The organism is uncultured Aquimonas sp. (genome assembly GCF_937888285.1).
Classification (GTDB): Bacteria; Pseudomonadota; Gammaproteobacteria; order Xanthomonadales; family Xanthomonadaceae; genus Aquimonas.
On sequence record NZ_CALART010000030.1, the window covers coordinates 31,397 to 45,174 of the forward strand.

The window sequence follows — 13,778 nt, forward strand, 5'->3', positions numbered from 1 at the left end:
AGGAAGTCCCATGCACCGTCCAGCCCGATCTGCTGCCCTGCTTTTCTGCACCTTTGTCGCCCTGGGCATTCCTCTTTCCTCGGATGCCCAGCCCGAGGCGACGACAGCGGCAATTCCCGCCTCCAACCGCATCGAGCTGCAGCCCATCGAAGCCCTGGCCCTGCCCGATCGCCAGAGCGCCAGTGCGACCGTGCTGGCTCCGAACGATGCGCTGATCGCCGCCGAAGTCGCCGCGGCCGTGGCCACGGTGCATGTGGAGGCCGGCCGCGAGGTCGAAACGGGCGCCCTGCTGATCAGCCTGGACGAGCGCGACGCGCGGCTGGGGCTGCAGCAGGCCGAAGCCCAGCTCAAGGCGGCGCAGGCGCGACTGACCCTGGCGACCCAGCGCGCCGAGCGCGGGCGCAGCCTGCGCGCCGAGCGCCATATCAGCGAGGACGAACTGCTGGCGCTGGAGACGGGCCTCGATGCCGCAAAGGCCGACGTCGATCTGGCGCGCGCCGCGCGCGATGCGGCGGCGAGACAGCTGGAGAAATGCCGCGTCCGCGCGCCATTCGCGGGAGTGGTGCTGGAGCGCCAGGCCCAGGTGGGTGCGCTGGCAGCGCCGGGCACGCCACTGCTGCGTCTGGTCTCCACCGCCGCGCCCGAGGTCGAGGCCCAGCTTGCACCCGAGGCCGCGAACCGGCTCGAAGAAGGGCGCGACTTCGCCTTCGTGTCGACAGGCCGACGCTATGCGCTGCAGCTGGAAGCGCTGTCGCCCCTGCTGGAGCGCAGTGCCCGCACCCGGCTCGCGCGCTTCGCCTTCACCGGCGAGGCCGCGCCTGCCGGCAGCACCGGACAGATCGAGTGGACGACGGCCGCCCTGCTGCTGCCGGCCGAGCTGATGGTCAAGCGCGGCGGACAGCTCGGCGCCTTCATCGACCAGGCGGGGGCCGCCCGCTTCGTGCCAGCCCCGGATGCCCAGGAAGGTCGGCCGTTCCGCCTTGAGGTGCCCGCCGGCACCCGCGTCGTCAGCCACGGCCAGCAGGGCCTGAACGAAGGTGACGCGCTGCCGGTGTCCGCGCCATGAGACTGCTGGAACGCTTCATCACCCACCATCCGCTGGCCAACATCGCGTTTGCGGTGGTGCTGGTGATGGGTGCGATCGCCTACGCGACGATGCCGCGCGAGCAGGACCCGGAGATCAACTTCAACTGGCTGAACGTCAGCACCGCCCTGCCCGGCGCGTCGGCCGAGGACGTCGAAGCCAAGATCACCAATCCGCTGGAAGACGCCCTGCGCAACGTGCAGGACGTGCGCTGGGTGATCAGCTCCTCGCGCGAGGGCGTCAGCAATATCCTGGTGCGCTTCCGCGAGATCGACGAGCGCACCTTCGACAAGCGCGTCAACGACGTGCGCCGCGAGATCCAGAACAAGGCCAATGCCGAGCTGCCGGTGGAGGCGCTCGACCCGGACATCCTCGAGATCACCACGGCCAACGGCTTTCCCACCGCGATGGTGGTGCTCCGCGGCCAGGCCGATGACGAGCACCTGCGCTTCGCCGCGCGCAGCGTGCGCGAGGACATCGAGCGCATCAGCGGCGTCGACCGCGTGCTGGCACTGGGCTTCCGCGACCCCGAGCTGCGCGTCGAATTCGACCCTCAGCAGCTGGCCGCGCGCGGAATCAACGCGGTACAGCTGTCGGATGCGCTGCGCGGCTGGTTCCGCGACGTCTTCGCGGGCAAGCAGGATGCGAGTGACGCCGAATGGCTGGTGCGCGTGGCCGGCGCGGTGCCCGACGTCGAGCGTCTGGCCGGCTTCGAGCTGCCGCTGGCGAACGGCGCCGCGGTGCGGCTGGACACGCTGGCCGAGGTGCGGCGGATCAGCCAGCGGCCGCGCCAGTTGGTCGGCACCGATGGCCAGCCGGCCGTGCTGCTGTCGGTCACCAAGATCGGCGGCAGCAACACCTTGGAACTGGTCGACCGCCTGCGTGACTACGTCGAGCGCAAGAACGCGGTGCTCGCCGGCACCGGCCTGTCGCTGGTGCTGAGCGACGACCAGTCCATCCCCACCCGCGACGCGCTGGCGATCATGCAGGACAACGCCCTGGTCGGCCTGATCCTGGTGCTCGGCGTGTGCTGGCTGTTCCTCGGCTCGCGCATCTCGACCATGGTGGCGCTGGGCGTGGTGTTCTCGATCGCCGGCACCTTCATCCTGCTGGACATCACCGGCAACTCGCTCAACGTCTCGGTGCTGCTCGGCATCGTGATCGTGCTGGGCATGCTGGTGGATGACGCGGTAGTGGTGGTCGAGGCCATGTACTACCGCATGCAGCGCGGCACCGAAGCCGTGCAGGCGGCTGTGGAAAGCCTGCGCGAGGTCGGCCTGCCGGTGCTGGCGGCCGTGTCGACCACCATGGCCGCCTTCCTGCCGCTGATGCTGCTGCCGGGCATCCTCGGCAAGTTCATGTTCGTCATTCCCTTCGTGGTCACGGTGGGCCTGGCGGTGAGCCTGATCGAGGCCTTCTGGATGCTGCCCGCGCACGTCACCGCGATGGGCAGCAAGGCGCTCAGCCGCTCGCGCAGCCAGGCCTGGCGCGAGCGCTGGACGCATGCGCTGCGGGTCAAGTACACGCGCGCGCTGATCCACGTCATGCGCCGTCCGGCGCGGTACCTGAGTGGCGCCTTCGCCCTGTTCCTCGGAACGCTGGGCCTGATCGTGCTGGGCGCGGCCTTCAACAGCGGCCCGGTGCGCTTCAACTTCTTCGCCTTCGATCCGATCCGGCTGTTCTACGTCAACGTCGATCTGCCGCCGACCACGCCGATCGAGGAGAGCATCGCCCACACCTTGACCGTGGAGCAGATCGTGCGACGGCATCTGCGCGAGGGCGAGGCGCGCTCGGTGGTGTCGATGGCCGGCATCAAGTTCACTGATGTCGAGCCCGTCTATGGCGATCGCTACGGCCAGATCGCCGTGTCCCTGAACCCCGCCACCGACGACTCGCGGCTGATCGACGAGATCATCGAGGGCATGCGCGCAGACATCGAGAACGCGCCGGTGCCGGCGCAGATGTCCTTTTTCAAGCTGAGCGGCGGCCCGCCCACCGGCAAGGCGATCAGCGTCAAGGTGCGCGCGGACGATCCCGCCGAACTCGCAGCCGCCGCCGAGGCGGTCAAGCGGATCATCGGCGGCATTGAAGGCGCGCGCGACATCAGCGACGACTCCAGCCCCGGCCGCAGCGAGCTCAAGCTGGAAGTCGACGTGGCGGCCGCGCGCGAGGCAGGGCTTGACCCGTCCGCGGTCGCGCGTCTGGTGCGCCTGCACGTCGATGGCGAGGTAGTGGCCGACCTGCGCGACCGCGGCGAGAAGGTCGAGCTGCGCGTGCAGGCGCGTCCGCAGCGGCTGGATCGTGTGGAGGCACTGCTGGCGCAGCCGGTGGCCCTGCCCGGCGGCGGCACCACGGTGCTCGGCGCCCTGGTGACGCATGAGACGCGCATCAGCGCCGACCTGATCAAGCACTGGAACTTCCGCCGCGCGATCACCGTCGAGGCCGATCTCGATCTCGACGTGAACAATGCGGTGGCGGCGGCGCAGACCCTGCGCGAGCAGTGGGAAACCGTGCGTGCGGCCTATCCGAACGCCGATCTCGACTTCTCCGGCCAGCTCGACGACATCAACGAATCGCTGGCGGCCATGGGGCCGCTGAGCCTGCTGGGCATCGGCCTGATCTATCTGATCCTGGCCGCGCAGTTCCGCAGCTACTGGCAGCCCTTCCTGATCCTGGTCACCGTGCCGCTGGCGCTGGTGGGCGTGACGCTCGGCGTGGTCGTCTCCGGCAACCCGGTCTCGCTGTACACGATGTACGGTGCGATCGCCCTGATCGGCATCTCGGTGAACGGTGCGATCGTGCTGATCGACGCCGCCAACCAGCGCCGCGCCGCCGGCATGCGCACCCTTCACGCCGCCATCTATGCGGCGCGCCGCCGCGTGATCGCCATCGCCATGACCACCGGCACCACCATCGCCGGCCTGTTCTCGCTGGCCATGGGCTTCGCCGGCGAAAGCCTGCTGTGGGGCCCGGTGGCCTCGGCCATCGTCTGGGGCCTGGCCTTCTCCAGCGTGCTGACCCTGTTCGTGGTGCCAGTGCTGTATCGGCAGTTCATGAAGGGCAGGCCACCGGGTCGGCTGCACCGCGGAGCCGCGCCGGCCTGAAAGGCCGGAGGAACGCGCCAGACATGTGGATCGCCCGGGCAGGAAGGCGCGCGCTCATTGGCACGGGCCCTTCTGCCCGGGCTCTCGCGCAGCGCACGCTTGGCTCGCGCTACGCGGTCAAATTTGCAACAGGTCGGCGCAGGTGTGCGATGTCGCGATCTGCAGGCTGCGGTGGGCCAGGGCCCACCCTATTCAAGGGCGATCCTGTCGCGCTGCTTGATTTGCAGCGGGCTGAGGACCATGCCTTCGATCGCCCTTGCTGCGACTGCCGTCGCGCGTAGGGTGAGCTCTGGCCCACCGTGAGAGCTGAGCCGCCGTAGTCCCGTGGGGCTTTCACGCGGATCCCGCCTGCCCCACCTGCGCCAGCAGCCAGTCCACCACGCTGCGCGCAGCCGGCTTCAGGCGCCGGTGCTCGGGCCAGACCACGTGGTAGCTGTAGCGCCCCGGCAGTTCGGGGCCCGGCAGCCGGTCCAGGGTGCCCGCGTCCAGCCAGGGCTGCACGATCGAGGAGCGTGCCAGCGCAGCACCGAGACCCTGCTCGGCCGCGGCCAGCATGTCGGTGCTGTCGCTGAACACATAGCGCTCGTCGGGCACGCCCACCCGCAGCCCGGCCATGCGGCACCAGTCGCGCCAGCCCTGCACCGCGAGGTCGGCGATCAGCGGCAGCTGCAGCACCTGCTCGGACGTGCGGATGCCGCGCGCCAGCTTGGGCGCGGCGACAGCGAACAATCGGTCCTCCAGCAGAGGCGCGGCACTCAAGCCCGGCCATCGTCCTGGCCCATAACGAATGCCCAGATCCGGCCCGCTGTCGTCGAAGCGCGTCAGCGCGCTGCCGGTATCGACATTCAGGCGGATCTGCGGATGCGCGCGCGCGAAGTCCGGCAGCCGCGGGATCAGCCAGCTCGAGGCGAAGGAATGCAGGGTGGTGATGCGCACCGGCGGCTCGCGCTCGCGGCTGCCGCGCAGGCCGCGCATCACCGCGTCGATGTCGGCAATGGCGCCGGACGCCGCATCCGCCAGCAGGCGACCTTCGGCGGTGAGCTGCACGCCGCGCGCGTGGCGACGGAACAGCGGCAGACCGAGCCGCGCCTCCAGCCGGCGCACGTGGTGGCTGACCGCGCTGGCGGTGAGATGCAGCTCCTCGCCGGCGTGGGCGAAGTTCTGATGGCGCGCGGCGGCCTCGAAGGCGGCCAGGGCGGAGAGCCAGTCGCTGTGCAGGGCCATGCTCGACTCAAATGAGGTTTGTGGCTCGCGCAAGCATAAGTCGCTTGTGAAGGCGGCGCCTGCGCGGACAATTCGCTGCGCTGCGGGACTTTGATCTGCGCGGTCCGGAAACGGCCAGCGCCGGTGTCAGCGGATGTCCAGACTTGCGCCTCGCAGCAGATTCGCGGCTCTCCCTCCCCTACGAGTTCGCCCCATGTCCGCACCCGCTTCCGCGCTTCCCCTTCCGCAGCCCGGCCTCGCCGCGCGCTGGCTCACGCCGGTCGAACTCGCCGTGCTCGGCGCGATCTGGGGGGCCTCCTTCCTGTTCATGCGCGTCGCTGCCCCGCATTTCGGCGCCCTGCCCCTGGTCGAGCTGCGGCTGGCCTTCGGCGCGCTGATCCTGCTGCCCTTCCTGTGGCTGGCCCGCGCGCAGTTCCCGTGGCGGCTGTGGCCGCTGCTGGTGCTGGTGGCGGCGATCAACTCAGCCGTGCCCTTCACCCTGTTCGCTTGGGCCGCCGAGCGCGCGCCAGCAGGCATCGGCGCGATCACCAATGCGATGACCGTGCCCTTCACCGCCCTGGTGGGCTTTCTGTTCTTCGGCGAGAAGATCGGCCAGCGGCGGGCGATGGCGCTGGCGATCGGCTTCGTCGGCGTGGTCGTGCTGGCCAGCGGCCGCAGCGCCGGTGCCAGCGTGGGGCTTGCCGCGGCAGCCGGCACGCTGGCGGCTTTCCTCTACGGCATCGGCATCAATCTGGTGCGCAGGCACCTCTCACATCTGCCAGCGGGTGCCGTGGCCGCGGCCAACCTGCTCTGCTCCTCGCTGCTGGTGCTGCCCTTCGCCATCGCCTACTGGCCAGCGGTCAATCCACCGCTGCTGGCCTGGGGCTCGGCGCTGGGCCTGGGCGTGCTGTGCACCGGCATCGCCATGGTCATGTACTACCGGCTGATTGCGCGGGTGGGTGCCAGCCGCGCTTCGACGGTGACCTACCTGATCCCGCTGTTCGCGGTGAGCTGGGCCTGGTGGCTGCTGGACGAGCCGGTGACCCTACCGATGCTGCTGGCCGGCGCGCTGATCCTCGGCAGCGTCGCGGTCAGCCAGCGCGCGGCGCGCTGAGGCCACACCGTTCCGCCTGTGCTCGACGAGCGGCGGCTCCGGGCGCAGCGGTTCAGCAGCAGCTTCCGCCTTGAGCGGCCGCCGCGGCGGTCGCTGCGGGCGCACAGTCGAACAGGCCGAAGTGCGTGCGCTGGTCGCCGATCAGCTCGAAATGGTTCGCGTAGCGCGTCAAGGCCAGCATGTCGAACGTGTTGCCGCACACCCGCAGCGGCCGGCCGCTCTCGAAACGGTGGTGTTCGTCCAGATCGAACGCATGCGGCGCCTGCGTCAGGCTGCCGCGGTAGGTGGCGAGCTGGCCGTAGTCTTCGCAGCGGTCTTCCAGGTCGAGCTTGAAGGCGCGCATGGTGATCGATTCGAAGCGGACCATCCCGAGCTTGGCTTCAATGGCCGGGTCGAGCAGGGGAATCGGCGCGCGGCTCACCACGCGCGCGTCCGCGCAGCCCACCGCGGCCATCACGCGGCGGAAGTCCTCGACGTAGAGCGCGCCGCCGAGACACTCGCCCAGCAGCACCGGATCGCTGCGCAGCGCAGTGGGAATGCGACGGTCGGCGAAGACATCGCTGAAGTAGAGCTCGCCGCCGGGCTTCAGCACGCGGAAGATCTCGGCGAACACGCGCGCCTTGTCGGGTGCGAGATTCAGCACGCAGTTCGAGACCACCACGTCGACGCTGGCGTCGGTGATGCCACAGGCGGCGAGGTCCTCGATGTAGCCTTCAACAAAGCGCACATTGCTGCGCGCATGGCCGTAGCGCGCGGCCTGCCAGGCCTGGTGCCGGCGCGCGACCTCGAGCTGCTCCGGCGTCATGTCGACCCCAATCACCTGACCGCCCTCGCCCACCAGTCGCGACAGCAGGTAGGCATCGCGGCCGGTGCCGCAGCCGAGGTCGAGCACCGTGCAGCCCTCCAGCGCCGGCGGCAGCGGCGACCCGCAGCCGTAGAAGCGCTCATGGATCTCGGGATGCAGATCGGCCAGCAGCGGCCGCAGCCAGGCCGGCATGGCCTCGGCCGGGCAGCAGGCGCCGGTCTTCAGATCGCGGCTGCTCTGCAGCACCTCGCCGTAGTAGCGGCGCACATCGGCATGCACGGAAGTGTCGGTCATGGGGCTTCTGCAGTCGGAGGAAGAACGGGGCGAACTCTACGACGTAAGGAGTTCGAATCGTGTCGTGCGATTGCCGAGGCTGCTACGAATCCCGAATCCCGAATCCCGAATCCCCAATCCCGGCTCTCAAGAAGCAGAACGCTCGCCCCCACACCTGTTGCCGTCGCCCCCGCGCATGCGGGGGCCCAGAGAGCCCACCCCAGTCGCAAGAGTTCTGGATCCCCGTCCCCGCCTTCGCGAGGACAGGCTCTTCGCGGGGATGACGAACCCATCTTGCTTCGAGAACACCTGCACGGCGACGCCACGCTGCGAAGCTCTCAAGCCCTCCAGCTCTTCAGATGCAGACTGGTCTCGGTCGCGCTCACACCCGGCATCGCGCGGATGCGCTCCAGCGCGGCAGAGAGTTCTGTGAGATCGCGCACGCGCAGTTCGGCCAGCAGGTCCCATCGCCCATTGGTGTCGTGCAGGGCAGCGACGCCGGGCTCACCGAGCAGGGCGTGCACCACCTTGAGCTGGTTGCCTTCGACCGCGATCGAGGTCCAGGCCCGTACTTCCTCGCGGGCGGCATCCGGGCGCAGGCGCAGGGTGTAGCCGCTGATCACGCCCTCGCGCTCCAGCCTCGCCATGCGGTTGGTGACGGTGCCGCGCGACACCTTCAGTGCCGTCGCGAGTTCCGCGACGGGGGCGCGGGCATTGGCGCGCAGGCGCGCGATGAGCTGCTGGTCGAGGTCGTCCATTCGCGCAGATTGCCACCAACCCCTGTCACTTTGCCATCCAATTGTCGAAATGCTGACAATCTTGCCGTTTCGCGCTATCGCCTGTCTCCGGACAATGCCTATCCACTGAACCCCGCTGGAGCCCGCCATGACCACCCTGCTCACCACCCTCGACGTGTCCCGCCTGGTCGCCCGCCTCGGCCTGCCGCAGCTGCTGGCGCAGATGGTCGAGTACCTGGAGGCCGACTTCCGCCGCTGGAACGACTTCGAGAAGTGCGCGCGTCTCGCCTCGCATTCGGAGGTCGGCGTGATCGAGCTGATGCCGGTCTGCGACGCTCGCGAGTACAGCTTCAAGTACGTCAACGGGCATCCGAAGAACACGCGCGAAGGCCTGCCCACGGTGATGGCCTTCGGCGTGCTGGCCGACGTCGACACCGGCCGCCCGACCCTGCTGTCGGAGCTGACCCTGACCACCGCGATGCGCACCGCGGCGACCTCGGTGATGGCCGCGAAGCACTTGGCGCGCAAGGGCTCAAAGGTGATGGCCCTGATCGGCAACGGCGCGCAGAGCGAGTTCCAGGCGCTGGCCTTCCACTACTTGCTGGGGATCGAAGAGATTCGCCTGTTCGACGTCGACCCCGCTGCCACCGCCAAGCTGATGGCCCATCTCAAGCCGGTCAGCGGCCTGCGCGTGGTGGTCTGTGCCGATACGCGCGAAGCGGTGCGCGGCGCCGATATCGTCACCACGGTCACCGCCGACAAGACCAACGCGATCATCCTGAGCGGCGACATGCTGGAGCCCGGCATGCACATCAACGGCGTGGGTGGCGACTGCCCCGGCAAGACCGAACTGGCCGCCGACGTACTGCGACGCGCTTCTGTCTTCGTCGAGTTCGAGCCGCAGACCCGCATCGAAGGCGACCTGCAGCAGATGCCGGCGGACTTCGGCGTCACCGAACTGTGGCGCGTGCTGTGCGCCGATGCGCAAGGCCGCCGCAGCGACTCCGAGATCACCGTGTTCGATTCGGTCGGCTTCGCGCTGGAGGACTACAGCGCCCTGCGCCTGCTGCGCGATCGCGCCGCCGAGCTGGGCCTTGGCGAGACCATCGGCCTGATTCCGGGGCTTGCGGATCCCAAGGATCTGTATGGGCACTTGATGGGCGAGGCCGCGGCAGCCTCGGGTGCGCGTCGCGCGGCGTGAAGCCGGCGAGCGCGGCCTTTGGACGCCATTCGCGAGGAGTATCTATCGCGAGCGTCGCATAGGGTAGGCCCTGGCCCACCGTAGGGTGTGCTTTCGCCCAGATCCAAGCCTGTGCCTTGGCGCGATCCGCGCCCCGACGCGTCGCCGCAGGCGGTGACCGGGGCGAGCGTGGAGCGCATGGTGGGCCGGGGCCCACCCTATGAGACGTTGCGTTTGATGCAGGCTGGGCCAAGCGCTGCGCCGCCCAACAGGCTTCGCTCAGGCGATCCGCTCAACACCACCCATGTAGCGCCGCAGCACCTCCGGCACGGTGATCGAGCCGTCGGCGTTCTGGTAGTTCTCCATCACTGCGATCAGCGCACGTCCGACCGCGACGCCGGAGCCATTCAGGGTGTGAACGGGCTCGGGCTTGCCGGTCTCGGGGTTGCGCCAGCGGGCCTGCATGCGGCGGGCCTGGAAGTCGCCGCAGTTGCTGATCGAGCTGATCTCGCGATAGGCGTTCTGCGCTGGCAGCCAGACCTCGAGGTCGTAGGTCTTGCGTGCGCCGAAACCCATGTCGCCGGTGCACAGCAGCACCTTGCGATAGGGCAGCTCCAACGTCTCCAGCACGATCTCGGCATGGCGCACCATCGCCTGGTGGACCTCCTCGCTTTCATGCGGGCGGGCGATGGCGACCAGCTCGACCTTCTCGAACTGGTGCTGGCGGATCATGCCGCGCACGTCGCGGCCGTAACTGCCGGCCTCGGCGCGAAAGCACATCGAGTGGGCGGTGAGCTTCATCGGCAGCTCGGCGTCCTCGACGATGCTGTCGCGGACCAGGTTGGTCAGCGGCACTTCCGAGGTCGGGATCAGGTAGCGCGGGTGTTCGCCCACCGCGGTCTTGAACAGGTCTTCCTCGAACTTCGGCAGCTGGCCGGTGCCCTGCAGGGTGTCGGCATTGACCAGCAGCGGCACGTTGCATTCCAGATAGCCGTGCTGTCCGGTATGCAGGTCGAGCATGTACTGGGCCAGCGCGCGGTGCAGGCGGGCCAGCTCGCCTCGCAGCACGGTGAAGCGCGCGCCCGAGAGCTTGGCGGCGATGTCGCCGTCCAGCCAGCCCTTGTGGGCGCCCAGCTCGACATGGTCCTTGACCGCGAAGTCGAAGGCGCGCGGCGTGCCCCAGCGGTGCTGCTCGACGTTGTCGGCCTCGCCGCCGCCCAGCGGCACGTCCTCGCCCGGCAGGTTGGGCACGCCCAGGCTGATCATGTCGATCGACAGGCGGATCTGCTCCAGGCGCTGTTCACTGCCCGTCAGTTCTTCGGCGAAAGACGCGACCTCAGCCTTGAGCACTTCGACCTTGGCCTTGCCCGACTCGGCCTGCGCGGCATCGCTGGCGCCGAGACGCGCGATCTGCCCCATCAGCGCGCCGATCTCCTTCGACTTCGAATTGCGCAGGCTCTGCAGCTCCTGCGTGCGCGTCTGGATCTGCTTGCGCTCGGCCTCCAGGGCCTGCAGGCGCTCGACGTCGAGCTCGAAGCCGCGGGTGCTCTTCAGGCGCTCGGCAGTGTCGAGCAGGTGGGCGCGCAGCAGCTGGGGGTCGAGCATGGGAGTTCCCGCGGGTCAGGCACGATGGAAGACCCGCGATTATCCGCGTGCCGGGCGCGCTGCCGCAATGCAGCAGCCGTCGATCAGGTGATCGGGCGGGCGCGCGGTCCGCGGTCGCGCCGAACCTTGCCTGCGAGCAGCGGAGCGGACCTCGTCGCGCTCGGATGTCGATGTTCTGGCAAATCGGCGAAGCCAGACTGCGCTCGGGCCGCTAAGCTGCGGGCGCCGCCCTGCGCGCATCCTTCCCAGTCTGCTACGAGACCTTTCCATGGCCGCTGACGCTTCGTCCATTTCGCTGACCGGCGTGGTCGCCCTGCTGGGCGCCGCCGTGGTGGCGGTGCCGCTGTTCCGCCGCCTCGGTCTCGGCTCGGTGCTGGGCTATCTCGCCGCCGGGCTGGTGGTCGGCCCCTACGGCTTCAAGCTCTTCACCCAGCCCGAAGCGATCCTGCACACCGCCGAGCTCGGCGTCGTGATGTTTCTCTTCATCATCGGACTGGAGATGCGGCCCTCGCACCTCTGGCATCTGCGCCGCCAGATCTTCGGGCTGGGCGCGCTGCAGGTCGGGCTGGCGGCATGTGCGCTCACCGGCGTCGGCATGGCCTTGGGTTTCAGTCTGACGATTGCCTTCATCGCCGCCGCCGGCTTCGTGTTGACCTCGACCGCCATCGTGATGCAGCTGCTGGCCGAGCGCGGCGACATCGCCCTGCCGCCCGGGCAGAAGATGGTCTCGGTGCTGCTGTTCGAGGATCTGCTGATCGTGCCCCTGCTGGCCCTGGTGGCGTTTCTCGCGCCGGTGGCCGCGCCCGGGGCCGATGCCGCACCGGTCTGGCAGAGCGTGCTGCTCGGCTCGGCGGCGCTGGCCGGCCTGCTCGTCGCCGGCCTGTGGCTGCTGAATCCGCTGTTCCGCCTGCTCGCCCGGGCCGGCGCGCGCGAGGTGATGACGGCGGCGGCGCTGCTGGTGGTGCTGGGCTCAGCCCTGCTGCTGCAGGCCGGCGGCCTGTCGATGGCGATGGGCGCCTTCATGGCCGGGGTGCTGCTGTCGGAGTCGACCTTCCGGCATCAGCTGGAAGCCGACATCGAGCCCTTCCGCGGCCTGCTGCTGGGCCTGTTCTTCCTGGCCGTGGGCATGTCGCTCGATCTCGCGGTGGTCGCCGCCAACTGGGCGCTGATCGCCGCTGCGGTGCCCGCCCTGATGCTGACCAAGGCGCTGTGCATCTACGGCGTCGCCCGACTCACCCGCAGCCCCCACGGCGAAGCCGTGGACCGGGCCGTGCTGATGGCCCAGGGCGGCGAGTTCGCCTTCGTGCTGTACGCAGCAGCCGCCAACGCCGGCCTGATCGACGCCGGCGTCAATGCCAACCTGACGGCGATCGTGGTGCTTTCGATGGCGCTGACGCCGCTGGCGATGATCGTGCTGAAGCGGCTCACGCCGGCGGTCGCCATGAACACCGAGGCGGTGGAAGCGGCGAACGGCCTCAGCGGCAGCGTGCTGATCATCGGCTTCGGCCGCTTCGGGCAGGTGGTCAGCCAGGCGCTGCTGGCACGCGGGGTGGAAGTGAGCATCATCGACCGCGACATCGACATGATCACCAGCGCCGAGAAGTTCGGCTTCAAGGTCTACTACGGCGATGCCTGCCGGCTCGATGTGCTGCATGCCTCGGGCGCCGGCACCGCACGCGCCATCGCCGTCTGCACCGACAGCCGCGAGGCCGCCGACCGCGTGGTCGAGCTGGCGCGTGACGCCTTCCCCCAGGCCAAGCTGCTGGTGCGTGCGTATGACCGCGAACATGCGCGCAAGCTGGTCGCTGCGGGCGTGGACGTGCAGGTGCGCGAAACCTTTGAATCCGCCCTGCGCTTCGGCGAGCAGGCCCTGCTGTCGCTCGGGATCGCAGCGGACGAGGCCCGCGAAATCAGCGCCGAGGTGCGCGCTCGCGACGCCGAACGCTTCGCCCTGGAAGTGGCCTCAGGCTCGGCCCAGGCCGGGCGCGGGCTGCTGTTCGGCAATGTGCCGGGGGCCGCGCCCGCCGGCGAACGCATGCTGCCGACGCCGCTGCTGAAGCCGCAGCGCGAGGGCACGGTGCTGAATCCGGAAGCGCTGCCGCAGGCGGCCAACACGCCCGGCGAAGCGCACTGAGGCTTCCGTCCACCTTGCCTTGGCCTGTGCCGGATCAAGCCCTACATCGCGCCCGAGCTGGGGACCTCACTGCCACTGCGCCGAGATCATCCGCCAGTCGCCGTCCTCTTCGCGCCAGGCGGTCTCGACCTGCCAGACCCGCGCGGACTCCGGCAGCAGGCTGCCCTGCCCGCCCGTCGCCACCGCGGTGAAGCGCAGGGTGGCGCGCTGGTCGAACATGGCCACCTCGATCGGCCCCAGGCTGAGGCCGAGGCGCTGGTGGCGCAGCACCATCACCCGCATCAGGTTGCGCGCCCCTTCGCGATCCAGGCCACCGGTGGCGGTGAAATCCTCGGCGAGGTAGTCGACGGCAGAGCCGACCTCGCGGGCTTCAATGGCCGACTGCAGTGCCTCCATCGCCTCCAGCAGTCGCTGCTCGGCGGGCGCACGGACACATCCGGCGAGCGCCATCAACAGCAGCAGGCCGGCGGCCTGGAGCATGGCGGACGGCAGGCTTCGGCTGGGCTGGGGGAGCTTTGTCATCACGCTTTGCACACCTG

At 69.5% G+C, this 13,778-nt stretch carries 10 protein-coding genes; 5 read left to right on the forward strand and 5 right to left on the reverse strand.

What is annotated here, in order from left to right; genetic code table 11:
* Nucleotides 1-10 precede the first annotated feature (10 nt).
* Complete coding sequence (locus Q0654_RS08225; protein ID WP_298852591.1) at nt 11-1,066, forward strand: efflux RND transporter periplasmic adaptor subunit; 1,056 nt, start codon at nt 11-13, stop codon at nt 1,064-1,066.
* On the forward strand, nt 1,063-4,188 hold the full coding sequence (locus tag Q0654_RS08230) for an efflux RND transporter permease subunit (RefSeq protein ID WP_298852594.1): 3,126 nt from the start codon (nt 1,063-1,065) through the stop codon (nt 4,186-4,188). The genes Q0654_RS08225 and Q0654_RS08230 overlap by 4 nt, the downstream gene beginning before the upstream one ends.
* A 333-nt stretch (nt 4,189-4,521) precedes the next feature.
* Here Q0654_RS08230 and Q0654_RS08235 read toward each other — a convergent pair whose 3' ends face one another.
* On the reverse strand, nt 4,522-5,412 hold the full coding sequence (locus tag Q0654_RS08235; RefSeq protein WP_298852597.1) for a LysR substrate-binding domain-containing protein: 891 nt from the start codon (nt 5,410-5,412) through the stop codon (nt 4,522-4,524).
* A 193-nt stretch (nt 5,413-5,605) separates the two neighbouring features.
* Between Q0654_RS08235 and Q0654_RS08240 the strand changes: the two genes are divergently transcribed.
* Nucleotides 5,606-6,505 (forward strand): DMT family transporter, encoded by a 900-nt coding sequence (locus Q0654_RS08240; protein ID WP_298852599.1) that lies wholly within the window; start codon nt 5,606-5,608, stop codon nt 6,503-6,505.
* A 52-nt stretch (nt 6,506-6,557) separates the two neighbouring features.
* Here the strand turns inward: Q0654_RS08240 and Q0654_RS08245 are convergent, their stop codons facing one another.
* Nucleotides 6,558-7,604: a methyltransferase domain-containing protein gene (locus Q0654_RS08245; RefSeq protein ID WP_298852601.1), complete on the reverse strand. Its 1,047-nt coding sequence runs from the start codon at nt 7,602-7,604 to the stop codon at nt 6,558-6,560.
* Between the two features lie 317 nt (nt 7,605-7,921).
* Entirely contained in the window at nt 7,922-8,341 is a 420-nt protein-coding gene (locus tag Q0654_RS08250; RefSeq protein WP_298852603.1) for an Lrp/AsnC family transcriptional regulator, read from the reverse strand.
* A gap of 127 nt (nt 8,342-8,468) precedes the next feature.
* Between Q0654_RS08250 and Q0654_RS08255 the strand changes: the two genes are divergently transcribed.
* Nucleotides 8,469-9,521: an ornithine cyclodeaminase gene (locus Q0654_RS08255; protein WP_298852606.1), complete on the forward strand. Its 1,053-nt coding sequence runs from the start codon at nt 8,469-8,471 to the stop codon at nt 9,519-9,521.
* A gap of 258 nt (nt 9,522-9,779) precedes the next feature.
* Here the strand turns inward: Q0654_RS08255 and serS are convergent, their stop codons facing one another.
* Nucleotides 9,780-11,105 (reverse strand): serine--tRNA ligase, encoded by a 1,326-nt coding sequence (gene serS / locus Q0654_RS08260; protein ID WP_298852608.1) that lies wholly within the window; start codon nt 11,103-11,105, stop codon nt 9,780-9,782.
* 268 nt (nt 11,106-11,373) lie between these two features.
* On the opposite strand from serS, the gene Q0654_RS08265 reads away from it, so the two are divergent.
* On the forward strand, nt 11,374-13,239 hold the full coding sequence (locus Q0654_RS08265) for a monovalent cation:proton antiporter-2 (CPA2) family protein (RefSeq protein ID WP_298852610.1): 1,866 nt from the start codon (nt 11,374-11,376) through the stop codon (nt 13,237-13,239).
* Nucleotides 13,240-13,305: 66 nt separating this feature from the next.
* Here Q0654_RS08265 and Q0654_RS08270 read toward each other — a convergent pair whose 3' ends face one another.
* Nucleotides 13,306-13,761 carry a nuclear transport factor 2 family protein gene (locus Q0654_RS08270; protein WP_298852613.1) on the reverse strand — a complete coding sequence of 152 codons (456 nt, stop codon included), beginning with the start codon at nt 13,759-13,761 and terminating at the stop codon, nt 13,306-13,308.
* Between the last annotated feature and the right edge of the window lie 17 nt (nt 13,762-13,778).

Excerpts from the sequence above, each read along its gene's own strand:
- Q0654_RS08225 (WP_298852591.1), top strand. The coding sequence starts at position 11 with ATGCACCGTCCAGCCCGATCTGCTGCCCTGCTTTTCTGCACCTTTGTC.
- Q0654_RS08230 (WP_298852594.1), top strand. The coding sequence starts at position 1,063 with ATGAGACTGCTGGAACGCTTCATCACCCACCATCCGCTGGCCAACATC.
- Q0654_RS08235 (WP_298852597.1), bottom strand. The coding sequence starts at position 5,412 with ATGGCCCTGCACAGCGACTGGCTCTCCGCCCTGGCCGCCTTCGAGGCC.
- Q0654_RS08240 (WP_298852599.1), top strand. The coding sequence starts at position 5,606 with ATGTCCGCACCCGCTTCCGCGCTTCCCCTTCCGCAGCCCGGCCTCGCC.
- Q0654_RS08245 (WP_298852601.1), bottom strand. The coding sequence starts at position 7,604 with ATGACCGACACTTCCGTGCATGCCGATGTGCGCCGCTACTACGGCGAG.
- Q0654_RS08250 (WP_298852603.1), bottom strand. The coding sequence starts at position 8,341 with ATGGACGACCTCGACCAGCAGCTCATCGCGCGCCTGCGCGCCAATGCC.
- Q0654_RS08255 (WP_298852606.1), top strand. The coding sequence starts at position 8,469 with ATGACCACCCTGCTCACCACCCTCGACGTGTCCCGCCTGGTCGCCCGC.
- serS (WP_298852608.1), bottom strand. The coding sequence starts at position 11,105 with ATGCTCGACCCCCAGCTGCTGCGCGCCCACCTGCTCGACACTGCCGAG.
- Q0654_RS08265 (WP_298852610.1), top strand. The coding sequence starts at position 11,374 with ATGGCCGCTGACGCTTCGTCCATTTCGCTGACCGGCGTGGTCGCCCTG.
- Q0654_RS08270 (WP_298852613.1), bottom strand. The coding sequence starts at position 13,761 with ATGACAAAGCTCCCCCAGCCCAGCCGAAGCCTGCCGTCCGCCATGCTC.